Annotated in this window: 22 protein-coding genes; 10 read left to right on the top strand and 12 right to left on the bottom strand. The window is 55.1% G+C overall.

Annotated elements, in window-relative coordinates:
• Nucleotides 1-26: 26 nt before the first annotated feature.
• The 3 genes from rpsD to cimA all read right to left on the bottom strand — a co-directional run bounded on the left by rpsD (nt 27) and on the right by cimA (nt 3,486).
• Nucleotides 27-644, bottom strand: coding sequence for a 30S ribosomal protein S4 (rpsD, locus tag AC5Q5A_RS07430; RefSeq protein WP_493894835.1), 618 nt, complete (start codon nt 642-644; stop codon nt 27-29).
• 253 nt (nt 645-897) lie between these two features.
• Nucleotides 898-1,680, bottom strand: coding sequence for an RNA methyltransferase (locus AC5Q5A_RS07435; protein ID WP_063087426.1), 783 nt, complete (start codon nt 1,678-1,680; stop codon nt 898-900).
• 192 nt (nt 1,681-1,872) lie between these two features.
• Nucleotides 1,873-3,486, bottom strand: coding sequence for a citramalate synthase (cimA, locus tag AC5Q5A_RS07440; RefSeq protein WP_064788905.1), 1,614 nt, complete (start codon nt 3,484-3,486; stop codon nt 1,873-1,875).
• Nucleotides 3,487-3,826: 340 nt separating this feature from the next.
• Here cimA and AC5Q5A_RS07445 point away from each other — a divergent pair, with 340 nt between their 5' ends.
• Both AC5Q5A_RS07445 and AC5Q5A_RS07450 read left to right on the top strand, forming a co-directional pair.
• Nucleotides 3,827-4,075, top strand: coding sequence for a hypothetical protein (locus AC5Q5A_RS07445; protein ID WP_008891599.1), 249 nt, complete (start codon nt 3,827-3,829; stop codon nt 4,073-4,075).
• 154 nt (nt 4,076-4,229) lie between these two features.
• The gene (locus tag AC5Q5A_RS07450; protein WP_493894836.1) at nt 4,230-4,949 is read left to right on the top strand and encodes a DsbA family oxidoreductase; all 720 of its coding nucleotides are present in this window, start codon (nt 4,230-4,232) and stop codon (nt 4,947-4,949) included.
• A 97-nt stretch (nt 4,950-5,046) separates the two neighbouring features.
• On the opposite strand, the gene AC5Q5A_RS07455 is transcribed toward AC5Q5A_RS07450, so the two are convergent.
• From AC5Q5A_RS07455 to AC5Q5A_RS07465, 3 genes are read right to left on the bottom strand one after another with little or no spacing between them, the layout of a single operon-like run.
• Nucleotides 5,047-5,349 carry an antibiotic biosynthesis monooxygenase gene (locus AC5Q5A_RS07455; RefSeq protein ID WP_493894837.1) on the bottom strand — a complete coding sequence of 101 codons (303 nt, stop codon included), beginning with the start codon at nt 5,347-5,349 and terminating at the stop codon, nt 5,047-5,049.
• A gap of 47 nt (nt 5,350-5,396) precedes the next feature.
• On the bottom strand, nt 5,397-6,962 hold the full coding sequence (gene lsrK / locus AC5Q5A_RS07460) for an autoinducer-2 kinase (protein WP_493894838.1): 1,566 nt from the start codon (nt 6,960-6,962) through the stop codon (nt 5,397-5,399).
• Between the two features lie 3 nt (nt 6,963-6,965).
• Nucleotides 6,966-7,910: a sugar-binding transcriptional regulator gene (locus tag AC5Q5A_RS07465; protein ID WP_493894839.1), complete on the bottom strand. Its 945-nt coding sequence runs from the start codon at nt 7,908-7,910 to the stop codon at nt 6,966-6,968.
• 234 nt (nt 7,911-8,144) lie between these two features.
• Between AC5Q5A_RS07465 and lsrA the strand changes: the two genes are divergently transcribed.
• The 6 genes from lsrA (at nt 8,145) to AC5Q5A_RS07495 (ending at nt 14,877) form a co-directional block, all read left to right on the top strand.
• Complete coding sequence (gene lsrA / locus AC5Q5A_RS07470) at nt 8,145-9,650, top strand: autoinducer 2 ABC transporter ATP-binding protein LsrA (RefSeq protein WP_493894840.1); 1,506 nt, start codon at nt 8,145-8,147, stop codon at nt 9,648-9,650.
• Complete coding sequence (lsrC, locus tag AC5Q5A_RS07475) at nt 9,643-10,692, top strand: autoinducer 2 ABC transporter permease LsrC (protein WP_493894841.1); 1,050 nt, start codon at nt 9,643-9,645, stop codon at nt 10,690-10,692. Before lsrA ends, lsrC begins: the two co-directional genes overlap by 8 nt.
• Nucleotides 10,689-11,693, top strand: coding sequence for an ABC transporter permease subunit (locus AC5Q5A_RS07480; RefSeq protein WP_493894842.1), 1,005 nt, complete (start codon nt 10,689-10,691; stop codon nt 11,691-11,693). Before lsrC ends, AC5Q5A_RS07480 begins: the two co-directional genes overlap by 4 nt.
• 11 nt (nt 11,694-11,704) lie before the next feature.
• The gene (lsrB, locus tag AC5Q5A_RS07485) at nt 11,705-12,730 is read left to right on the top strand and encodes an autoinducer 2 ABC transporter substrate-binding protein LsrB (RefSeq protein ID WP_493894843.1); all 1,026 of its coding nucleotides are present in this window, start codon (nt 11,705-11,707) and stop codon (nt 12,728-12,730) included.
• 86 nt (nt 12,731-12,816) lie between these two features.
• Complete coding sequence (locus tag AC5Q5A_RS07490) at nt 12,817-14,064, top strand: class II aldolase/adducin family protein (RefSeq protein WP_493894844.1); 1,248 nt, start codon at nt 12,817-12,819, stop codon at nt 14,062-14,064.
• Nucleotides 14,065-14,220: 156 nt separating this feature from the next.
• The gene (locus AC5Q5A_RS07495) at nt 14,221-14,877 is read left to right on the top strand and encodes a LysE family translocator (protein ID WP_064782104.1); all 657 of its coding nucleotides are present in this window, start codon (nt 14,221-14,223) and stop codon (nt 14,875-14,877) included.
• A 15-nt stretch (nt 14,878-14,892) separates the two neighbouring features.
• Here AC5Q5A_RS07495 and AC5Q5A_RS07500 read toward each other — a convergent pair whose 3' ends face one another.
• The 6 genes from AC5Q5A_RS07500 to AC5Q5A_RS07525 all read right to left on the bottom strand — a co-directional run bounded on the left by AC5Q5A_RS07500 (nt 14,893) and on the right by AC5Q5A_RS07525 (nt 22,743).
• Complete coding sequence (locus AC5Q5A_RS07500; RefSeq protein WP_008891596.1) at nt 14,893-16,224, bottom strand: MFS transporter; 1,332 nt, start codon at nt 16,222-16,224, stop codon at nt 14,893-14,895.
• A gap of 167 nt (nt 16,225-16,391) precedes the next feature.
• A complete protein-coding gene (locus AC5Q5A_RS07505; RefSeq protein ID WP_493894845.1) occupies nt 16,392-17,108 on the bottom strand; it encodes a hypothetical protein in 717 nt (238 codons plus the stop codon).
• 24 nt (nt 17,109-17,132) lie between these two features.
• Nucleotides 17,133-18,074, bottom strand: coding sequence for an aldo/keto reductase (locus AC5Q5A_RS07510; RefSeq protein ID WP_493894846.1), 942 nt, complete (start codon nt 18,072-18,074; stop codon nt 17,133-17,135).
• Between the two features lie 181 nt (nt 18,075-18,255).
• Nucleotides 18,256-19,632 carry a cysteine--tRNA ligase gene (cysS, locus tag AC5Q5A_RS07515; protein WP_493894847.1) on the bottom strand — a complete coding sequence of 459 codons (1,377 nt, stop codon included), beginning with the start codon at nt 19,630-19,632 and terminating at the stop codon, nt 18,256-18,258.
• Between the two features lie 67 nt (nt 19,633-19,699).
• Entirely contained in the window at nt 19,700-21,052 is a 1,353-nt protein-coding gene (gene gltX, locus AC5Q5A_RS07520; RefSeq protein WP_493894848.1) for a glutamate--tRNA ligase, read from the bottom strand.
• A gap of 14 nt (nt 21,053-21,066) precedes the next feature.
• The gene (locus AC5Q5A_RS07525) at nt 21,067-22,743 is read right to left on the bottom strand and encodes an NAD+ synthase (protein ID WP_493894995.1); all 1,677 of its coding nucleotides are present in this window, start codon (nt 22,741-22,743) and stop codon (nt 21,067-21,069) included.
• Nucleotides 22,744-23,002: 259 nt separating this feature from the next.
• On the opposite strand from AC5Q5A_RS07525, the gene AC5Q5A_RS07530 reads away from it, so the two are divergent.
• Both AC5Q5A_RS07530 and AC5Q5A_RS07535 read left to right on the top strand, forming a co-directional pair.
• Nucleotides 23,003-23,347 carry a YbjQ family protein gene (locus AC5Q5A_RS07530; RefSeq protein ID WP_210518422.1) on the top strand — a complete coding sequence of 115 codons (345 nt, stop codon included), beginning with the start codon at nt 23,003-23,005 and terminating at the stop codon, nt 23,345-23,347.
• Between the two features lie 18 nt (nt 23,348-23,365).
• On the top strand, nt 23,366-24,727 hold the full coding sequence (locus AC5Q5A_RS07535; protein WP_493894849.1) for a M48 family metallopeptidase: 1,362 nt from the start codon (nt 23,366-23,368) through the stop codon (nt 24,725-24,727).

Genomic DNA, 24,727 nt, shown 5'->3' on the forward strand with positions numbered 1-24,727 from the left:
TCGGTTCGTCGCGAAATCCGTAAGGATTAACGCGAGTAGAATTCGATGACCAGGTTCGGCTGCATCTGAACCGGGTACGGAATTTCTGCGAATTTCGGAACGCGAACGAAGGTACCTTTGAAGGCCTTCGCGTCAACGTCGAGATATTCCGGAACGTCACGTTCGTTCAGGTTGGCAGCTTCCATAACCATCGGGATTTCGCGCGAAGCAGGTTTCACTTCGACAACGTCACCTTCCTGTACCAGGTAGGACGGGATGGTTACTTTCTTGCCGTTAACAAGAATGTGGCCGTGGTTCACGAACTGACGTGCAGCAAACACGGTCGGAACGAATTTCATGCGGTAGATAACCGCATCAAGGCGCTGCTCAAGAATACCAACCAGATGCTCGGAGGTATCGCCCGGACGACGGGACGCCTCTTTGTAGTAGCGCAGGAACTGTTTTTCAGAGATCGAGCCGTAGTAGCCTTTGAGCTGCTGTTTCGCAAACAGCTGGGTACCATAGTCGGTCGGCTTCTTACGGCGGGTTGCGCCGTGCATGCCCGGTGCATATTCGCGCTTGTTCAGCGGCGACTTTGCACGGCCCCAAAGGTTCACACCAAGGCGGCGGTCAATCTTATGCTTTGCAGCAATACGTTTCGACATTTTGTAACTCTCTTTTTTTAAAGATCACTTATTGTCCCGATAGTTTCCAACTGCCCGACTAACGGACATGCGGAACGGGGACGAAACCACATGTTTCGACCCACTTTCTCGGAAGTGAGGCGCAATATAGAGATGATTGATCAAGAGTCAAACATTAATCGCGCCCGCCATCCCGCATGGAAGCCCTGCATTTCTGCCGAGTTCCGCTTGAATAGCACCCCGCCTGCACCGCACTTGGCAATCGGGTGGAAAATCAGTCCTTTGGCTTGTGCTTGCCGCCGCGCATGGCAACGATCATCCCGCGCAGCGTCTGGACTTCCTGATGGGTCAGATTGGCGCGGTTAAAGATGTTGCGAATATTGCGCGCCATACCGGGGCGCTTTTCTGCCACCCGAAAGAAACCCGACTCATCAAGTTCGCTTTCAAGGTGCAAGAAAAGACGTTCCATATCATCCTTGGTCGCAGGGAAGGTGTCGGCCATCATCAATTGATAGTCAGGCACATCAACGCCCGCCTGCCACCATTCATAACCAATCAACAAAACCGCCTGGGCCAGGTTAAGCGACGTAAAACCGGGATTAAGCGGCACGGTCACCACCGCATCGCCCATGGCAATATGTTCGTTGCGAACCCCAGTACGTTCCGGACCAAACATCACGCCGACCTTTTCACCGCGTCCGATCACAGCACGCATTTCCGGTGCCAGCCCCTTGGGGGTAAAGACCGGCTTGATGGCATCACGGGTTCGTGCGGTGGTGACGTAAACCCGGTTCAGATCGGCCAGTGCATCTTCTTCGCGCTCAAACACCTTGGTGTTGTCGATGACGATATCGGCCCCTGATGCATTGGCGGTTGCCCGCTCATTTGGCCAACCATCGCGCGGCCGCACCAGACGCAAATCCACCAGACCACAATTGAGCATCGCACGCGCGGCCTTGCCGATATTATCGCCAAGCTGCGGCTCAATCAGAATGATTACGGGCGGATTGGCAATCCCGCCTGTTTCAGGCTTGGCACTGCCGATGGGCTCGCTCATCGCGGTATTCTCCGGTCGTCAAAGGAAGGCATAGAAGCTGTTTTTCGTGCGTCCCCGTCCATATTGGCGCTTACTTAGCAAAAGCCAACCGTTCGCGCCAGCCTCCAGATTTAAGCCTCCGGATTGAAACGAAAACAGCCGGACCTTGATATGGCCCGGCTGCATATATTTGACGGATATCCGATCACATCATCAGGCGTGCTGGCTGCGCACGCCCGACTTGAACAGTTTATAGGTGATGGAATCACGCAGCGCGTTATAGGACGCCTCGATAATGTTGGTCGAAACGCCCACCGTTGCCCAGTTATTGCCTTCGGCATCACGGCTTTCGATCATGACGCGGGTGACTGCACGCGTACCATCGCCGCGGGTTATGATGCGGACCTTATAGTCGATCAGTTCGATCTGTTCGACCGCATCGCGGTATTCCGGCACGGTCAAAAGGACCTTACGAAGCGCCGCATCAAGGGCGTTGACCGGCCCATTGCCTTCGGCGACTGACATGAACTGATCATCACCGACCACGACTTTGACGGTCGCTTCCGACATGGTGATGACCTGTTCGTCCTGCTCATCAACCCAGCGACGTTCGTCAATCACACGGAAAGACGTCACGCGGAAATACCGATCAAGCTCGCCCATGGCCTTGCGCGCCAGCAATTCAAAGCTTGCCTCGGCCCCGTCATAGGCATAACCGTCAAACTCACGGCGCTTGACGGTTTCGACCAGTTTGCCGACGGCCTCGGATTTGGGATCAACTTCAACGCCAATCTCGCGGAAACGGGCAAGGATGTTCGACCGGCCCGCCTGATCGGAAACAAGGATATGGCGCTGGTTGCCAACCAGATGCGGTTCGATATGTTCGTAACAGGTCGGGTTCTTTTCGACCGCTGAGACATGCAAGCCGCCCTTGTGGGCAAAGGCACTGTCGCCGACATAGGCCGCCTGACGCAGCGGTTCACGGTTCAGCCGCTCATCAAGGATGTGCGAAATACGGCGCAAATGGGTCAGCTGGTCATGGGAAATGCCAACGTCATAGCCCATTTTCAGCATCAGCGTCGGAATGATCGAAATCAGGTTGGCATTGCCGCACCGCTCACCCAAACCATTCAGCGTCCCTTGCACTTGCCGCGCACCGGCACGTACGGCGGCCAAAGAGTTCGCCACCGCATTTTCCGTATCATTGTGGCAATGAATACCCACATGGCTGCCGGGGATCTGGCTGCAGACATCGGTGACAATGTCAAAAATCTCGTCAGGCAGCGTGCCGCCATTGGTGTCACACAAAACGACCCAGCGCGCACCGGCCTCATAGGCCGACTTGATCGCGGCAAGCGCATAGTCCCGGTTGGCCTTGTAACCATCAAAGAAATGCTCGGCATCGAACATGACTTCGGAAACCTTGGTTTTCAGATGGGCAATTGAATCCGAGATCATCGCCAGATTTTCATCAAGCTCGATCCCAAGCGCCTCGGTCACCTGAAAGTCCCAGCTTTTACCCACCATGCAGACAATCGGTGCATTCTGCGCCAGGCTGGTCAGCCCCGGATCGTTTGACGCCGAACGCCCGGCACGGCGGGTCATGCCAAAGGCAGTCAGTTTGGAATTCTTGAGTTTGGGCGGATTGGCAAAGAATGCATCATCGGTCGGGTTTGCCCCCGGCCAGCCGCCTTCAATATAGTCAATCGACAGTTCGTCCAGTGCCTTGGCAATCGCGGTCTTGTCCGCGGCCGAAAAATCCACGCCCTGGGTCTGCTGCCCATCGCGCAAGGTACTGTCATAGAGATAGACGCGCTTGTCTGACATTTTCATTCCAACTGATCGATCGTCTCGGGTGCCGCGGCCGCTTTTTTTGGCCGCCGTTATTCTGTTCGCAAGGCTCATGATTTCATGTCTTTTGCGGGTCTGGCAAATTGCCGCAAAACAGACAGCAGCGCAACAGCATTACTCAAATTGCCATCCCGACGACAATTTCTGCTCTATTTCAACAAATTACCCATCTTTAGGATAGCTGACCTGTCCCCTTGAATGGTTGCAACCACCACTATGCGATGATTACCTTTATCCTAGGTTGTAGTACGCTTGATCAAATCCCTGCACATGTAGAACAAAGCTAATGATCGCGCGACGTCCAAGGACAATAAAAATGGCAAATGACGCCCCCACCAGCGTTGATATCATGATGCTTGCCGGCCTGACGTGGGAACGTACCGGTCGCAATTGCTGGACTGCATCAGACCGTTTTGCCCGCTACATCATATTCCGTGACATCGATGAACGTTGGTATGGCGACTGGGAACGGGACGGGGAATTGACCCGTGCGGATTGGTCTTGCCCGATCCTTGAAACATTTGCCGAATACATGGTCGATAACGCCCGGCGGCAATCATCCTGATGATCAGACGGGTAACTACGCTCGCAAAATCAGATACAACTAATGAATCGACCCTCAAATATGCGTCCGCCCCGGCTTTTCCTTGCGTTTGACGCCATGTCGATTATGTGTTGGGGTAGCACAACGTTACATAATCCAAGGCAAGCCTAATCCAATGACCAAAGCCATTCCCATGCAGATCGACATTGTTTCGGACGTTGTCTGTCCGTGGTGCATCATCGGTTACAAGAACCTTGAAGATGCCATCAGCCGTCTGGACGGTGAAATTGACGTCACCCTGCGCTGGCACCCGTTCGAACTGAACCGCGATATGCCGCCCGAGGGCCAGGACCTTTCGGAACATATCAGCGAAAAATACGGCCTGACCGCTGATCAAAGTGCCGATAACCGCGCCCGCATCACCATGATGGGCGAAAATGTCGGCTTCCCGATCCACTTCGGGTCAGATGCACGTATCTATAACACCTTTGACGCCCACCGTTTGCTGTACTGGGCGGGCAAGGAAGGCGAATACGGACAACAGACCGCGCTTAAACTTAACCTGTTTGCCGCCTACTTCCAGGGCGGTGACAACACCGCCGACCATGGTGTTTTGAAACGCGCGGTCGAGGAAGTTGGTCTTTCGCCGGAACGTGCTGCCGAAATCCTTGCCAGCGACGAATTCGCCAAGGAAGTCCGCGCCGAGGAAGACGAATTTGGCGATGCCGGCATCAGTTCGGTACCGACCTATGTGGTCAATGGCAAATTCGCCATTTCCGGCGGCCACCCGCCAGAAGTGTTCGAACAGGCCCTTTCGGAGATCGCCCGCCAAGGCGGACAAATTCTTGCCGAGGCAGAGACCGAAGCAGCAGCCGAAAAAATTGCGCAGAATTAATCAGCTACCTGGCTGACAGATTGACCAATTAAAAAGCCCCGGCACATGAACCGGGGCTTTTTTTTGCGATTTCTCGCCATGAAACAGGTCCTACGACCTAGAGGTAATCGGCCATTTCTGCATTGAAATAGGTTTTGGTGCGCGGACCGGTAATGATCGGGTCGATGCGGCGCACGCATTCTTTGTAATGCTCGGTCTGGCGATGCGCCTGAAACGCTTCTTCGGAACTGAACACTTCATAGATCATGAATTTATGTTCATTTGCAGGGTCGCGCAGAACGTCAAAACGCAGGTTGCCTTCTTCGTTTTCTCGTGTGCCTTCGTAATTGATCCGGAACGCTTCGATGAACTCGTCAACATGACCCGGCTTCACTTCGATATGCACCATTTGTACAAGCATGATGTATCCTTTTTAACTAATTAAATGCGATAAATATCTTGCCGGGATTAGACACCCGGCGCCTTCCACATAGAAGTCGTAACCCCTTGATCGACTAGCTGGCGTTGCGCGCCATATGCCTGCGCCCAGCGGTCGCCCAAGGGGTCATATTCGGATTTAAGCGACAAGTTGGGTTCAAACGTATGTTCCCAACGCACCCATTGGCGCCCGAGTGCGGCAAGGTCATCATAAAGCCCGCCACCAACGGCGGCTGCTGCCGCACAGCCAAGTGCAGTGGCTTCCTTGATCACAGGGGTCACAACCGGGATACCGGTAACATCGGCCAGCATTTGCGACCAATGCGTGCTTTTCGCAGCCCCCGCCGCAAACACGATTTTGTCTGGACGCTGACCACTGAGCGTGAAAATGGCCTCAAGGTTTCTGGCTGCAACAATGCAGGCATTTTCCTGAAGCGCGCGAAAAAGAACCGCCTTTCCGGATTTTGCCGGATCGATGCTCAGATTAAGGAAGGACGGTGCGGCGTGATACCAGCTGCCATAGCGCATGACATCGGAGAAAATCGGAATAACCCCGTGCGCACCAAGCGGCACGTCACGCGATTGTTGCTCAAGCAAGGTATAGGCATCGCCCGGGTCACTGACCTTGGCAAGCTCTTCCTGACCAAAGGAATCCCTGAACCAGCGCATGACCGCGCCAACGAAGAAACTGATCGCTTCGGCCTGATTAAGCCCGGTGATCACATGCGGATTGATGCGCAAATTCATAGACGGATCGGTCAGGCTTGCATCGACATTGACGATCTGCTGCCAGAACGTGCCCCCCAGAACCGCACAATCCCCGATCCCGGTAACGCCTAACCCCGCCGTTCCAAGCTGACAATCGCCACCACCGACAACAACCGCCGTTCGGGTCGAAAGGCCTGTTTCCCCGGCGGCCTTTGCCGTCACATGACCAACGGCCGTACCGGTTTCGCAGGCCTGGGGAAAGATATCATCGCGCAGTCCAACCGCACGCATGGCTTCGGGCAGCCAAGCACGTTCGCGCAATCCGAAAATGCCCGTGGTTCCGGCATTTGACGGGTCAGAGGCAATTACGCCCGAAAGGCGAGCCACCACCCAGTCCGACAACATCGCTATGCGATCAATCTTTTCATAGATGTCAGGCATCTTTTGACTGATCCACAGAAGCCTCGGCAAAGCACCCAGCGCAAAGGTCTGTCCGGTCCGGCTATAAAGGTCTTCCTCCACACCAGGAAAGCCTTCTTTCAGCGCACGCACCTGTTCAACAGCGCGCCCGTCAACATTCGCACAGGCCCAGATTTCATTGCCATCCTTATCAAAGGCAACGATGGCCTCGCGCATGGAGGTTGCGCTGACAGCGGCAATATCATCACCCGCAACGCCGGCCTCGGCCAATGCACCCTTGATGCAATCACAGATCAGCTTCCAGTTGCCTTCGACATCAAAATCCATCGACCCCGGAAAGCGCGGATCTTCCTTGTGCCACCATTCGCGCTGAGACGATCCCAACTGGTTGCCGTCCCGGTCAAATACGACCGCCCGGCCACTGCCCGTTCCTGCATCAATCGCAAGAACATAAACTCCTGCCGCCATTCCCTAGACTTCCTCCAACAGTTTTTCTGCCGTTTTTTCATCCGTAATCAGGATGTCGACATATTTTCCTTTAAGGGCCGCACGGATTGCACGCACCTTTGCATCACCGCCAGCAGCGGCGATGACGTTCTTTGATTTGTTCAAGGATTCAAGACGCGCCCCGATGACCCGTTGATGCAGCGAGAGATCAAGGACATCACCATTATCATCGAAGAACTGACACAGAATATCGCCCACAGCGCCCTTCCGGCGCAGAGGTTCTACCTCGTCAGGGGTGACATATCCGCTACGAACAACCGTCGACTCGCTATGAAGTTCACCAATCCCGACCAACTGGTACGCCGCATTCAGCGCCATCTCCAAAACATTTGAAATGCCAGGCTCGCTCATAAGGGCGGTGGCCACCGCGTCTTCGGAAACGACAAGCGGTGCGGGCAAAAGATGCACGCTGCTACCCCAGTTTGCCGTGCGCATGCCGTCAACATAGGTCGCTACACCACCCGTCAGGCTGACCAGCGATACATTGCGTTCATTGGCCATGTGACCAATGCGCTGAATGGTGTGACTGACCGTCGCCCCCCAACCAACCGCAAGCAGATCGTCATTGCCAAGACGCTGCATCAAAAACTGCGCAGCCGCCTGTCCCAGACGTTCATTCAGATCGCCATTTTCCAGATGTGGCACAACACGCACTTCGCGCAGACCCCAGCTTTCCTGAAGACGCTGCTCATATTCAAGGGATCCCTGATAGCGCGAATTGATACGCACCTGAATGATGCCGGTACGGCGCCCACTTTCCAGAAGACGGGAAACCTTAATACGCGAAAGACCGAGCTTCTCGCCGATTTCCCCCTGCGTCATGCCATCGTTGTAGTAATACCAAGCAATACGGGTTAGCGTCTCTTCTTCTGCGTCCGCATAGCTCCAGTCATTTGTGTCCGACGCCATTTTCCTCATCCCCGGATTCTTACAAACTGTTCATTTGATTATCGTAAAAACAAATGATCACGTCAACACCTGTAAGAACCAGAAACATCCCCTTGCTTAATATCGCGCTGCAGCATCATTTTAAGCCGTGGAATGGTGTAAGAATCAGTTTCACCAAAACATCATGAATGTTGACGAACTCATTTCGGTGTGATCAAATGTTTTACATAAAAACAAATGAACAGGCCTCTAGGGATGGAACAGAATACAAAACCCCGTGTTGCGGTCCGAGTTGCCGATGTATGGAAATCTTATGGCGGCACGCCGGTTCTTAAGGGGATCAACATTGAATTGCTTGCCGGGCAAGTTCATGCGCTTTTGGGCGGGAACGGCGCCGGCAAGTCGACCTTGATGAAAACCATTGCCGGATTGGTCGACGCCGATCAGGGATCGATTGAAATCAACGAACAGGCACTAAGCGCGGCCTCACCTGCGAGCGCACAGGCACTCGGCCTTTATCTGGTCCCGCAGGAAGCACACATCCTTCCCAACCAGTCGGTTCTCGAAAACATCTGCCTTGGCCTGAAAGCCAAGCCGCGCGCCCTGCGCGCCGAGGCCGAGGCATTGCTGCGTGATCTTGCCGTCAGCCTTGACCTTGATGCTCAGGCCGCCACCCTTGAAATCGCTGATCGCCAGATTGTTGAAATCATGCGTGGCCTCATTCGCAAGGCAAGCGTCCTTATCCTTGACGAACCGACATCCGCGCTGACACCGCACGAGGCAAACGCGCTTTTTGATCGCGTGCGCCAGCTCAAGGCGCAGGGCGTCGGCATCTTCTTTATCTCTCACAAGCTGCGCGAAATTCGCGAAATATGCAGTGTGATTAGCGTCCTGCGCGATGGCGCGATCATTCTTTCGGGATCGCTTGACGACTATGACGACAATCAGGTTGTCGAAGCGATGACCAAAACCCCGCAATCGGCCCAACCTGTGACCCGCGCCGCACTGGCAACAGATTTCTCCGGTCGTGAAGTCGTTCTGGAAGTTGACCGTTTCAGCGGCGAGGGTTTCCGCGACATTTCCTTTAATGTGCGGGCGGGCGAAATCGTTGGCCTTGCCGGTGTTGTTGGCGCTGGGCGTTCGGAACTGGCCGAAACGCTTTTTGGTTTGCGCCCGTCACGAAATGGCAATGTCAGCCTGCTTGGCAAGGCCCTTGAAAAACGCTCTCCGCGCGATTGCGTTGATGCGGGTCTTGTTTACCTGCCCGAAGATCGCCAGCAAAACGGCCTGTTTCTCGAAGCTTCACTTGCCTGGAACATGTCTGGCTACACCATGCATCGTTTGGGCTTCTTCCCGAAACGCAAGTCAGAAAGCGCAGCCTTTGCCAACTTCCGGCAAAGCCTTGGCATCAAGTGCGAAAATGAAGACCAAAGTGCCGGTCGTCTCTCTGGCGGGAACCAGCAAAAAGTCCTTTTGGCCAAATGCCTTGCTGCAGATCCGCGTGTGCTGATCCTTGATGAACCGACCCGTGGTGTTGATGTCGCCGCACGCAACGACATTTACCGGCTTATCCGCGAACTGGCTGCCAAGGGACTGGGCGTTGTGCTGATTTCATCAGACTTTGACGAAATCGAACAGCTTGCCGACCGGGTGGTGGTCATAGCGCACGGCCTGCAATGTGGCGCACTTGACCACGATGTTATCACGGTTGATGCCATCGCCCACCTCGCCTTTGAGTCCGGGAGCCATTCACATGCTTGATTTCTTCGCACGCAACCGTGTGGCGACCCTGTGTGCTGTCACCGTTCTTGCCTTTCTTCTGATCGGTGCCGCGGCACCGGGCTATTTGTCGCTTTCGACAGCTTCTGTAGTCATGTCCAACAGTTTGGTCCTGTTGTCGGTTTCACTCGGCACGATGTTGGTGATCCTGACCCGCAACATTGATGTTTCAAGCGGATCTGTCCTTGGTCTGAGCGCGGTCGTGCTGGGCATGATGCTAAATGACGGGCACAGCCTTGGCGTTGCGATTGCAGCCTGCCTTTTGACCGGGGCCGTTGCCGGATTGATCAACGGCCTTTTGGTGACATTGCTTAATGTGCCTTCGATCATTGCAACCCTTGGCACGCTGGGTCTGTTTCGTGGCGTGATGTTGATCCTGACCGGCGGGAACTGGATCGAAGAACTTCCCCTTTCGCTTAAGGCATTGGCAGATAATGGCGCGGTCGGGTTCTCCGTCCTGACCATCATTGTTATTGCCGCCCTGATCATTGTTGGGCTTCTTGTACGCCAAACCCGGTTCGGGCGGTACTTCTATGCGGTTGGCGACAACCGCGAAGCGGCACGGCATCTTGGTATTCCAGTCAAACTGGTGCAGATCGCCGCATTCGTTGCCGCAGGCCTTTTGGCGGCGATCGCCGGAATGATCTTTGCCGCACAAATCGGCTTTATCCCCAACCAGGCAGGCAACGGTGTCGAGCTTAAGGCGATTGCCGCAAACGTTCTGGGCGGCGTGAGCCTGCTGGGTGGCAGTGGTACGGTGCCGGGCATTTTTGTCGGCGTCATATTCCTGACCTCTATCGACAGTGCGTTGGTTTTCCTGAAAATCCCGGCTTTCTGGAACGATTTCATTGCCGGTGCGGTTCTGCTTCTTGTGCTGTTGCTTGATGGCCGTGTGCGCATGGCCGTTGATCGCGCCATCCGCGCCAAACGCTATGCGGTGCATCACCATCATAGCCCGAACCAATCTGAGCCGGCCGGATCAGATAGCCCCACCCACCACCGTCCGCAGGAGGCAGGCGAATGATGAAACGTTATCTTCTGCGCTGGGAAGCCGCCCTGCTTCTTATGCTGGTTGCCGAATTTGCCATCTTCGGCATGATCAATCCGCGCTTCCTGAACCTGTCAAACCTGCTTTACAGCACCAGCGACTTTGCCCAGATTGGGATCGTTGCCCTGCCCCTGACCATCGTGATCATCGCAGGCGGCATTGATGTGTCCTTTGCATCTGCGGTCGGGCTATGTGCGATTGTCTTTGGCATCGCCAACTTCTTTGGCATGCCATTGCCGATATCCATTCTGGCATCCTTGGCATCCGGGGCAATGGCCGGGCTGTTTAACGCCACCATCATTCATGTCTCACGTATCCAGCCGCTTGTTGTCACACTTGGCAGTTTGTACCTGTTTGGCGGTGCTGCGACGGTGCTTTCGGGCGTCGTCGGCGCAAGCGGCTATGAAGGCATTGGTAATTTCCCAGACGCCTTCACGTCCTTTGCCTATTTCGAACTGGCAGGCCTTCCCGCCCCATTCCTGGTTCTTCTGGTCGAAGCGGCTATTTTGTTTGTCGTCCTGCATTATTCGCGCTTTGGACGGTCCGTGTTTATGTGCGGACTAAGTGAACATGCAGCACGGTATAGCGGCCTTTCGATCAAAACCATTCAGACCATCACCTATGTCATGACCGGCGTTTTTGCCGCCGTCGCAGGGCTTGTTCTGTCATCCTATTTCGGGTCGGCTCGTGTTGACCTTGGCACGGCTACTTTGTTGCCGGCCATTACCGCCGCAGTTCTTGGTGGCGCGTCAATTTACGGCGGTCAGGGATCGATCATCGGCACCCTGTTGGCCACCCTTGTCATCGGTTACTTGCAGCAGGGCCTGCAAATGAGCGGTGTCCCCAGTCAGATTTCCAGCGCGCTCTCCGGTGCGTTGCTGGTTGTTGCGGTCGCATTGCGCCACGGAAGTGCCGTGCTGGCCGATTTTGTCGCTGCGCGAATAATGGCGACGAACCGAAAACGCGCAGCATCTTAAGGAGGAAAGAAATGTCAGGAAGAACTTTTAAACTGGTGACAGCAGCAGCATTTGCTGGCTCGCTTCTGGCGGCTGCACCGGCGTTTGCCGAGAACCAGATTGCCTTCATTCCGAAACTTGTCGGTGTCGGCTTCTTTACCAGCGGCGGCAACGGCGCGACCACAGCCGGCAAGGAACTTGGTGTTGACGTAACCTATGATGGTCCGACCGAACCAAGCGTATCGGGTCAGGTCCAGTTCGTGAACAACTTCGTCAACCAGGGCTACAACTCGATCATTCTGTCATCTGTTTCCCCTGATGGCCTGTGCCCGGCCCTGGAACGCGCGATGAAACGCGACGTTCTGGTCATGACCTGGGACAGCGACGTAAAACCGGAATGCCGCAGCTACTATGTCAACCAGGGCACCCCGGAACAGCTTGGCGGTCTTTTGGTCGACATGGCCAATGACGGCATAAAAAAGGAAAAGGCCAAGGTTGCCTTCTTCTATTCCAGCCCGACCGTGACCGACCAGAACGCATGGGCAAATGCCGCCAAGGCAAAAATCGCCGCAGAACATCCGGAATGGGAAGTTGTGACCACCCAGTACGGCTATAACGACGCCCAGAAATCGCTTCAGACTGCGGAAAGCATCCTGAAAGCCTATCCGGATCTTGATGCGATTATCGCACCGGATGCCAATGCCCTTCCGGCATCGGCACAGGCGGCCGAAAACCTTGATCGCGCGGGTAGCGTTGCCATTGTCGGCTTCTCGACCCCGAACGTCATGCGCCCGTATGTCAAACGCGGCACGGTCGAACGTTTCGGCCTTTGGGATGTTACCGAACAGGGCAAGATTTCGGTCTATGTTGCCAACCACGTGCTTGAAAACGGTCCGATGAATGTCGGCGACACCCTTGATATTCCGGGCGTTGGCACCGTTGAGGTTTCCCCGAACAGTGTTCAGGGTTACGACTACGAAGCAGACGGCAACGGCATCATTCTGCTGCCGAACCGCACTGTCTTTACCAAAGACAATATCGACGATTTCGATTTCTGATCTTTGGCACTGCGGGTACGGCATTCCTGGGGGTGTGCCGTACCCGAATTTGTTTAGCCATTTTCAAAAGCTACGGATATTGCCCCATGGAAAACCTTTGGAACGAAAACGACGCAAATCGCTACGCCGCAGAAGCCAGGGCAGCGGGACAGCCCGAAGCATTGGGCTTGCGCGTTTACACATCGCGCATCATCGGCCAGGTTGCAGACCTTGTTTTGCATGGCGGTGGCAACACATCCGTCAAGGTCACCGATGCAAATGGTGACGCCATCATGCATGTCAAAGGCAGCGGTTGGGACCTTGAAACCATCGAAGCCCCCGGATTGCCTGCGGTGAAGCTCGCCCCGCTTCATGCCGCACGTAAGGAAAAGAAACTCTCTGATCCGGAAATGGTCGCGCTTCTGCGTTCCAACCTGCTTGACCCGTCTGCCCCAAACCCATCGGTCGAAGCATTGCTACATGCCTATCTGCCGTTTGATTTTGTCGACCATACGCATTCGACTGCCGTCCTCGCGCTCGCCAACCAGGACCACTCCGAAGAAATCATGCGTGAAATCTATGGGGATCGTCTGGCATTCCTGCCCTATGTCATGCCGGGCTACGACCTTTCGATTGCCGGCGCAGACCTTTATGACCAGTTCCCCGATTGCGAAGGTCTTTGGCTGAAGAACCATGGTCTGTTCACCTTTGGGGATACCGCCAAGCAATCCTATGACCGCATGATCAATTTCGTGACTGACGCGGAAAACTACCTTGCGGCCAAGGGCATTGCCTTGCCCGGCCCGGAAAGCTCGGACCAGGAAATTGATCCGGCGCTTCTTGAAAAAATCGAGGCCGGCCTGCGTACCGGAAACTCGCCCTTTGCCGAAAGCCTCGCGACCGATTTCCGCAGCACACCATCCATCCGCAAATATCTGTCCAATGGTAATCTTGAAACCATTGCCGTACGCGGCACCGCGACGCCTGATCACGTCATCCGCATAAAACCTTTCCCGCTGATCGTCAGCGCGGATGCAACCGCCGACGACATCACAGCCGCACTCGATGATTACAAGGCATGCTATAGGGCATACTTTGAACGCAATGCGCCGAACGCCAGCGAAAAGAAAGTCATGCTTGATCCGTGGCCACGTATGGTTCTGGTCAAGGAAACCGGATTGATCGGGCTTGGTGCTAATGACAAGGCTGCACGCATTGCCGGTGATCTTGGCGAACAAACTGCGCGCATCATCAATGCAGCCGAACAGGTCGGCACCTTCCAACCGATCAACGAGGCAGACTTGTTTGACATGGAATACTGGTCCCTTGAACAAGCCAAACTCCAGAAGAAGTAAAGTATCTCAAATGCGTCCCTCCCCTTCCAGTTGGTTTGGGATATGATTACTTCTCTGAAGACCCCTGCCTTGGCAGGGGTCTTTTTTTTGCCTGCTCGACAATAACCTTGTTTCGATCTACGGTTGGCTGACGCCGCCTTATCAAGGAAACGCCCCATGATCAGCCTTGCAGAGTTTGGGCAATATCTGCCCGGAATATTGCTGTCTTATGCAGCCTTGCTTGTCGGCCTGATTAGCCCCGGTCCTGCCCTTTTGGGCTTGATGGGGGTGTCGCTTGATCAGGGCCGCCGTGCCGGTCAACATTTTGCCCTTGGCATTGGAACCGGATCGTTTTCGATCGGTCTTCTGACCTTGACTGGGCTGTCGGCCGTCCTTGCCACTTATGCCGATGCGATGACCGCCATCCGGATTTTTGGCGGGCTTTATTTGCTGTGGATGTCCTATCGGGCGTTTCGTACGGCATTTCGCAAACCACCCACCACATCAGACATTGCCGACGCTGTTGATACCCGAAAGATATCAGGACGCGGTTATTATTTTCGCGGATTGGGACTTCATCTGACCAATCCCAAGGCCATCCTGACATGGATCGCCATCATTTCAATCGGCTTTCACGAAGGTGCCCCGCTTTGGGTTGGGGCGGCGATTGTGATTGGCTGTGGTCTGATTTCCACCAGCATCCATTTGCTTTATGCCACCGCTTTCTCCACCGCACCGGCGATTTCGATTTATCGCCGGGCAGCCGGATGGATCAACGGATTGCTTGGTGTGTTCTTTGCTGCCGTCGGACTGCGGTTGTTGTTCAACCGCTAAGCTGTCAGGGAAAGGCTATGCCTTGGGCTTCTTGTCTTCTGCAGCCTCGGCCTTTTCTGCTTCGGCTTCCTCGGCAGCGGCTTCCTCAGCAGCGGCTTCTTCTGCTGCGGCCTCGGCCTGCTCAGCCGCCCAAACCCCGGCGGTTTCAACCGCCATGGGGGATGCCGTCGGCAGAACGCTGACATAGCTTTCGGTTTCTTCAACCGGCAGGGCTTCACGGCGCGTCATGCGATAAAGCGCATAAAGCGCAATCACAGCAAAGGTCCCGGCAAGCACCAGCCAGAACGACTGCGGGCCAAGATGTTCCATCGACCAACCGGCAATCAGCGGGCCAAGAATTGCCCCCACCCCGAAGGTCAGAACCAGACCACCCGATGCCGCTGGCATTTCTTCGAGTGACAGGAAATCATTGGTGTAGGCCAGAAACAGCGCATAAAGCGGCGTGGTCATGCCGCCTGCAACAAAGGCTGCACACATCATAAAGACCAATTGGTTACCCGAAAGCCAGCCAAGCATACAGGCTGACATGGCAACTGCCGCCGCACCAAAAATCAGCTTGCGGCGATCCATGCGGTCCGACAACCAGCCAATCGGGTATTGGAATACCAACGCACCGGCAAACAGCATCGCAACAAAGGTCGCGATCTGCACGGTCGTCATTTCGATCTGGGTGCCATAAACCGCCGCCATACCGGTCTGGGTGGCATACACACACCCCAGCAGGAAGATGCCGACGGTACTGAGCGGCGATCCCGCAAACAGTTCTTTAAGCCCCATCGGGCGGGCAGCCTCGGTCACTGGCACGGACGAGGCCGACAGCAGGATCGGCGCAAAGGAAATCGAGACCAGAATGGACGCAACAATAAACAGGGCCGAGTTCGCGGCATCGCCAAGCGTCAAAAGCCCCTGCGCCCCGATAATGCCAAGGGTCTGCGCAATCATATAGGCCGAAAGAACCTTGCCCCGGGTTTCGTTGGTCGAGGCATCATTAAGCCAGCTTTCCGCTGTCACATAGATCCCCGACATGCAAAAGCCCAAAATCACGCGCAATGCGGTCCATGCCCATGGCTCGGCAATCAGTGGAAAGGCAATCAGCCCGGCGGAGGTAAAGCTGCCGAGTGCGGCAAAGACGCGCACATGGCCCACCCGCTTGATCATGCGCGGTGTAATGCGCGCGCCCGACAGGAAACCGGCAAAGTAACCCGATGTGACAATCGCCAGTTCGGCCGAGGAAAAACCCTCAATCCCGCCGCGCAAACCGATCAGGGTGAAATGCATGCCATTGCCCAGCATGATCAGGACAACTCCAATAAGAAGTGCCCAGACACTGGTTAAAACCTGGATCATGAATCGCCCTTTCGCACTTTGGGGATTACCGGACTGTCTGTCAGCTCAGCGCGCCTTGGTCTGATGTCGTGTTGGTTCAGACAAATGACAAGTCTCAGCAAAAAGTACGAAACCACTGATCACATTCAGTTTCCAGACTTTTTTCGGTATGAGGGGGATTTTTTGACCTAGGCAGCCGGGTCTCTGATCTCGGCCTCGGTCAGGCGTTTGGTGGTGACCCCGTTTTTAAGATCAAGCCAGCCGCAAAAAACAGTCACCCAGACGGCGGCTAGCATCAAATACGCGACATACTGATCCATCACCCAAAGCGTGCCTGCGGATATCACACACCACGCCAAGGGAACCGGCAACAAAACCCACCGCCAGGTGCCGCGTGACAGCAAAACAAAGCCCAACGTGCCAAGGGCGGTTGGATCGGCGGCACTGCCAAAGACCTCGGCCTGCACCAAGTCGCGCCCTTCAAGCAGGCCAATAAACGGATAGACAATCAGCGCAAAGGCAACCAGAGACGCCCCGACATAACACGACAAATCCCCGCGCCAGCCAAAACGAAGCGGCAACGGACGCGCAGCAAAGATGGCAAACAAAACCACCTGCAGGGCAAAGGCTGGCAGCAGATAAGGCACCGCCCAATTGATCGGCTGATAATATTGCCAAAGGAAGCCATAGCCCGACCAGGCCCAAACCAGTGACAACAACACCAGAATAACCCGGTTGCCGCGAAAACCGTGACGCAGGGCAAGGCCCCATGCGATTAACCCGGCAATCAGCGCACTGGCAACCACCAGCCACCAGGTGGTGTTCATGGTTTCAAACAGCCGGTAATAGACACGCGGCGAAAACAGCAACAAGTCCGCCAGTCCGTAATCCCACCATTCAGTCATGCTGTTTGCCCCCGATTGCCTTGATCACACCAGAACGCCAATCACAGTGGCGATCTGTTCGCGCATTTTATCATCCGGCAAAGGCCCGGTTGCGGCCGCCATGTTTTCCGCCGCATGGGCCGGTTTGGTGGTGGCCGGGATCGGGCACGTCACCGCGGGATGGGCGATCAGATATTTCAAAATCAGCTGCGCCCAACTTTTGGCTTCAAGTTCGGCGGCAAATTCCGGCAAGGGTTGCTCTTCCAGACGCTCGGTCAGGCTGCCGCCGCGAAACGGCCGGTTCACAATCACCGCAATGCCGCGATCATATGCCAGTGGCAACAGGTAGTCCTCAACCTTGCGGTCAATCGGGTTATAGGTCACCTGCACGAAATCAAGCCGTTCGTTCTTCATCACCGCGATCAGGTCTTCGGTGCGTCGCCCGTGCGAGGTCGTGACACCGACATGGCGCAACTGCCCTTCATCCTTCATGCGGAACAGAAGCGGCAGGTTTTCATTGATGCCCAACAGATTATGAACCTGCAAAAGGTCAAACTGCTCGACCTTCCAACGATCTGATGTCTCTGCGATCTGTTCGGCGCCATCGCCTGCGGTCCAGACCTTGTCGGTCGAAAACACACGATCGCGCGCACCAAGCTTATCGAGCCCGTAGCCAATCACATCCTGAGCAGAACCGTACATCGGCGAACTGTCAATCATGCGGCCACCGGCATCGAAAAACGCCGACATCACATCCGCGCACTGATTGCGCAGTTCAATGTCCTGGCCGACATTAAATGTGATCCAGCTTCCAAGCCCGACAGCGGGGATTTCTTCACCGGTTGACGGGATTTGCTTTTGCAATACTTCCGATGCGCGCGCATCGGAGCTTCCCTGCGCCCAGGCCGGCATACCCGACGCCAACAGGCCAAGCGCGCCTAATGAGGCAGAAGCCTTCAGAAACCCTCGACGATCAAATTCAGACATGGCTTACAGCACCTTTTCGTTGCTTCGGACCAATCTTCAAACATGATCCATCAAGATTTGGGCAGAATTCTGCCCGAACGCAACTTTTGATAAACTGGCAAGAGACCTATATCACCCGAAACGAAAAAAGGGCTGCAAACCTGATGTTTGCAGCCCTTTGGTCAAAAACTGTCAATCTGCGTTACACGCGCTTCCAGCTGGTCCCATCCTTGAAGTCTTCAAGGATGATGCCGCGTGCCAGAAGGTCATCACGGATTTTGTCCGCCGTTGCGAAATCCTTGTTCTTCTTGGCGTCCGCACGCTGGGCAATAAGCCCGTCGATCTCGGCCGCCTCGTCTTCATCGGCTGATCCGGTGAACCAGGCTTCGGGATCCGCTTCAAGAATGCCCAGAAGTTTTGCCGCGGCAAGGATTTCACCCTTGGCTTCAGCCCGTTCGAACTTCTTTTCCGCCTTGTTGAACTTGGTCACAAGGTTATGGAATTCCGAAATCGCAAGCGGCGTATTGAGGTCATCACACAGCGCATCAAGCACCGCACGCGGCACCGGCATATTTTCCGGGGTCACGTCAGAACTCTGACGAAGGGCGGTATAGAAACGATCAAGCGCCTCTTTGGCCTGACGCAGGTTTTCTTCGGTCCAGTTGATCGGCTGATGATAATGGGTTCCCATCATCGCCAGACGGATCGCCTCACCCGGCCATTTTTCAAGCAGCTCATGCACGGTGACGAAGTTGCCCAATGACTTGGACATCTTTTCACCTTCGACCATCAGATGGCCGTTATGCATCCAGTATTTGGCGTAACTGGAACCCTTATTGGCGCAGCAGCTTTGCGCCAATTCGTTTTCATGGTGCGGGAACACCAGATCCGAACCACCGCCATGGATGTCAAAGTTTTCACCGAGATAACGCGTCGACATGGCAGAGCATTCAATATGCCAGCCCGGACGTCCCCGGCCCCACGGGCTGTCCCATCCCGGAATATCGTCACTCGACGGTTTCCACAGAACGAAATCAGCCGGGTCTTTTTTATAAGGGGCGACTTCCACACGGGCGCCGGCAATCATTTCCTTGCGGTCACGGCGCGACAGCTTGCCATAGTCATCAAACGCCTCGACCGAAAACAGCACATGGCCCTCTGCGGCATAGGCAAAGCCCTGCTCGATCAGGCTTTCGCACATGGCGATCATTTCAGCGATATGTTCGGTCGCGCGCGGTTCGATATCGGGCTTGGCGGCATTAAGTGCGCCCATATCTTCCAGATAGGCCAGATGGGTGCGCTTGGTGATTTCTGAAATCGGCTCGCCGCTTTCCTTGGCACGTGCGTTGATCTTGTCATCAACGTCCGTGACATTACGAACGTAAGTCACCTTGGGATAGATATGGCGCAACACGCGTACCAGCGTATCAAACACCACCACCGGGCGGGCATTTCCGACATGGGCATAGTCATAAACCGTCGGGCCGCAGACATAGAGGCGCACGTGATCGGGATCAATTGGCGCGAACACCTGCTTTTCGCGGGTGAGCGTATCAAAGATGCGAAGGGTTTTGGTCATTTCAAACGTCCGTTTGGCTGTGTTATCGGGTCAAATGCGTGCATTTTCCGGCGATCAAAGCAGATGCTTAGACCGCCTTCCCACACAACCGGTCACGCGCCTTTTCAGACCCGATCAGAACCAGCATCGTCGACATTTCCGGACCATGTTCGCGCGCGGTCAGCGCCTTGCGCAGCGGCATGAAAAGCTGCTTGCCCTTGCGGCCGGTCTCTTCCTTAAGTGCTGTGGTCCAGGTTTTCCAACTGGTGCCATCAAGCTCACCTTCGGGCAGCTTATCGGCGGCCTGTTTGAGGAACTCGGCATCCTCGGCATCGATTTCCGGAATGACGTTTTTATGGATCACATCCCACCATTCCAGTGCCTCTGCCACGCGCCAGCAATTGCCGCGCACCGCGTTCCAAAACATCTCGTCGGCATCTGCCATGCCAGCTGCTTCGAGCTTCGGCTTGGCGGCCTCAAACGACATTTCGTGAATGACTTTTTCATTGAGGCTTGCCAGTTCGGCCGGATCGAATTTCGGCGTGGAGCGGCCATAATGATCCAGATCGAATTTCTCAAGCACCTGCGAAAGGTCTGCTGGCTCAATCTTGTCCGACGCGCCAAGACCAGTCAGAAGACCAACAAGCGCCTCGACCTCAAACCCGTCATTACGCAATTCACGCAGTGAAAGACTGCCCAGACGTTTGGAAAGCTGCGAGCCACCCGGCCCGGCCAAAAGCGGCATATGAGCAAATTCAAGCGCGCCCGGCTTTCCGCCAAGGGCCAGATACAGCAGGATCTGCGACACGGTGTTGGTCACGTGGTCTTCGCCGCGAATGATGTGGGTAACACCCATTTCAAGGTCATCCACCACCGAGCCCAGCATATAAAGCAACGAGCCATCTTCACGGATCAGGACCGGGTCAGATACATGTTCGGTATCGAACGAGCAAATCCCGCGCGTCAGGTCATCCCATTCGACCATGCCGTCAGTCAGAAGGAAACGCCAATGCGGCTTGCGGCCTTCGGCCTCAAGGGCGGCAATTTCTTCATCAGACAGCGTCAAAGCCTTGCGGTCATAGATGAAGGGCTTGTGCCGCTGGCGGGCGGCCTTGCGTTTCCAGTTAAGCTCACCTTCGGTTTCGTAGCACGGATAGAGCAGTTCACGCTTTTTCAGGTCATCAATCGCCGCGTCATATTTATCCTGACGCAGGCTTTGACGTTCTTCCTGATCCCAGTCGATGCCAAGCCAGGCAAGGTCTTCACGGATCGCATCGACATATTCGTCTTTAGAGCGCACCGGGTCGGTATCGTCAAAGCGCAGGATGAATTTTCCGCCTGATTTACGGGCATAAAGCCAGTTCATCAGCGCCACACGGGCGTTACCGACGTGAAGAAGCCCGGTCGGGCTGGGGGCAAATCGCAGAACAGGTTTTGTCATTTCAAACTTTTCAATCACGTAACAAGGTTCGTGAAACCATTGGTAATCGGATAGCGACGGTCACGGCCAAAGGCACGCGGGGTAATCTTGACCCCCGGGGGTGCCTGGCGGCGTTTGTATTCCGCCCGATCCAGCAACCGCCAGACCCGGCGTACTGTTGCCTCATCGTGACCGCTATCCACGATATCGCGAACAGACCGCTCACCTTCAATCATCTGATGGAGGATATCATCCAAAACATCATAAGGCGGCAGACTATCTTCGTCTTTCTGATCCGGGCGAAGCTCGGCCGATGGCGGCTTGGTGATAATCCGTTCCGGGATCACCATGCCATCCGGGCCGATTGCCCCAACCGGTTTGTGTTCATTGCGCCAGTGGCACAGATTAAACACGGTCGTTTTATAAAGGTCCTTCAGAACCGAATAGCCACCACACATATCGCCATAAAGCGTGGCATAGCCGACCGACATTTCCGACTTGTTGCCGGTGGTCAGGACCATGTGGCCAAACTTGTTTGAAAGCCCCATCAGGATAATCCCGCGCGAACGGGCCTGAATGTTTTCTTCGGTAATGTCGGCATCCCGGCCTTCGAAGGCAGGGGCGAGCATCTGTTCGAACGCGGCCATGGCCGGACCGATATTAATACTCTCGATCCCGGTCTTGAGCATGCCTGCGCAAAGCTCCGCATCCTCAAGGCTCTCGGCCGAAGTATAAGGCGACGGCATCATCACCAGACGCACACGATCAGAACCCAGCGCATCCACCGCAACCGCGGCCGACAGCGCACTGTCGATCCCGCCTGACATGCCGATGACGACACCGGGGAAACCGTTCTTGTTCACATAATCACGCAGGCCAAGCACCAGCGCCTGATAGATCGCATCAAGCCCGGTGGGATAGCCAACCTTCGGCGCGTCATCCGCGCAACGCCATTGACCGCTTTCATCCTGTTGCCAGGTGGTCACCATCACATCCTCGGCAAAGGCCGGCAAAGCCACGGCAAGCGATCCATCGCCGTTCAGGCCGAATGATCCGCCGTCAAACACCAGCTCGTCCTGACCGCCGACTTCGTTGCAATAAATCATCGGCTTGCCGCTTTCGCGCACCCGATCCTCGATCAGCTTACGGCGCAAATCATCCTTGTCGGCTTCAAACGGTGACCCGTTCGGCACAAGGAAGATTTCTGCCCCCGCATCGGCCAGATGGGCAACGACGTTCGGCGTCCAGACATCTTCACAGATCGGCACACCAAGCTTCACACCCTTGAATGAAATCGGGGTCGGCATCGGACCTGCGGCAAAGACGCGTTTTTCATCAAACACGCCATAATTGGGCAAATCATTCTTGGCGCGCACATCAATGATCTTGCCCTGATCAATCAGCAACACCGCGTTATGGCGCGTGCCATCGACTTCCCATGGCGTGGTCAACAGCAAGGCCGGACCATCTTTACGTTTGGCCGTGTGTTCGCAGATGAATTCGACCGCGTCATGAAGATGGCGCATGAAGGCCGGCTTCATCACCAGATCCTCGGGCGGATAGCCCGACAGGACCAGTTCAGAATACAGAACCACGTCCGCAGCCTGATCGGCCGCAGTTTCCCAGGCAGCCACAACCTTGTCCCGGTTCCCGGTGACATCACCGACAATCGGGTTGAGTTGGGCAATCGCAATGGCAAGCTTCTTTGTCATGATGTTGGAATAGGATCGCCCCTGCGCGCTGTCAATTGCGGAATGCGCAATATCCCATGTTTCAGACAAGATCACCATTCTTGCATGGCAGAAATGCAAAGCTTTGAAACCAGCAAGCACCTTGGTTTTCAGCGTGATTTTATTTTTATCAACGACTTAGCGTGTTGATAATGACTTGCAAAATCGGCTTCATCCCGATCTATTGCACGCGACCGTGAAAACACGGCAATAAACACAAATTAAAATACGAGCAAACAACATGACCCACAGCCCCAATGCGGCCGCCGAGATGGCGGCGGTAACCATTTCCCATATTCCAGGCCGCGAAATCACTGAAAACCTTGGTATTGTCTTTGGCAGTTCCGTGCGCAGCCGCAACTTCCTTTTCGATATTTTTGCGATGCTGAAAAACCTGTTCGGGGGTGAAGTACGTTCCTACACCCGGCTTTTGGAAGATGCCCAGCAGGAAGCCACCAGCCGCCTGATTGCCCAAGCCAAAAAACTGGATGCCGACGCCGTTGTGGATGTTCATTTCGCAACGTCACAGGTGGCCTACAAGGCGGCTGAGATTTTCGCATACGGCACAGCCGTAAGACTGAAATAATAGGGCAGGCACAGTACCATGGAAGATCTGTTTCTTCCGGGAATTGCCCTGACCATCCTGATCGGAATCGCTTATATAACCGGCCGCTTGGCCGATGGGGCACATGAACGCGCGCTCAAACGCGACGAGGCATTGCTGCCCCATCAATATCTTGATTCCGGGGATGCAGTTCCCGATGACATCACGTTGCATGACAGCAAACTGGTAACCGGCAAGGTCGTCATTGCCGAAGACCGTTTTCGCAATCTTCTGGCCCGCCTGCGCATTTTCGTCGGCGGTCGACTGGCCGCACACGAAGCCACCGTCACCAGGGCCAAGCGCGAGGCTATATTGCGGCTTCGCACCAACGCCAAGGGTGCAAGTCACATTATCGGTCTGCGCTTTGATTCTGCCGAACTTGGACGTGGCATGATCGAGGTGATCGTTTCCGGTACCGCCCTTTATACCGATCATCGTCCGACGGGCGGGCGGCCATCTGCCCTTCCCGATGACGGGGTGAATATCTCGCATCGCAATCTTCTGGCCGAATTTGCATCGGGCAGTATTGCGTTCCTTCTGATTTGCTGGGGGATTTATACGGCAAGCGGCCTCGCAGTTGAATGGGCGGCAAACAGCATTTCGGTTCAGGAAGAAGTTGCCATCTGGTCGGAACTTGAACCCGGACTGATCGCAGAACATCGCGAAGATTATGAACGCAGCCTGCCGGAACGCTATCTTCTTGATCTGGTCAATTCCATCCCCAAGGAGGCCATTGGCCCGGCAAAGGATTATGACTTTGACGTTCTGATCATCCCCGATGACAGTCCCAATGCCGCCGCACTGCCCGGTGGCCTGATGCTTGTTCATACCGGGATGCTTGAACTGGTCGATACCGAGAACGAGCTGCTGTCGATCCTTGGCCATGAAATCGGTCATTATAACGGGCGCGATCACCTTGAAGGCATTGGCCGCGAGGTCGTTGGTGTCGCACTTTCGGCCATGATGTTTCAGACCGATGCGGTTCTGACCACCTGGGCGGCAAGCTGGCCGAAACTTCTGGCGGATCGGGACTATTCCCGAAGTCAGGAACTTGATGCCGATGACTGGAGCCTGCGCATCCTGATGGCCAAATACGGCCATGTCGCAGAAGCATCCACCACCTTTGCAAAGCTGGGACAGCTTCAAGGCGACCGCAGTTTGCTGGATTATCTTTCAACCCATCCCCATCCACGTGACCGGGTGGAACGCCTTGAAGATATGGCACGCGAACAGGGTCTTCCGATCGGCGAACCGGTTGATCTTCAAATCGCCTTTGAGAAATTTCTGGTGCGGACCGGTGAAATCCCGGCAAGCGCGCTTGAAGACCGCCACCAATTCAATCTTACCAATACAGGACACTAG

Source organism: Thalassospira sp. CA1 (assembly GCF_059052855.1).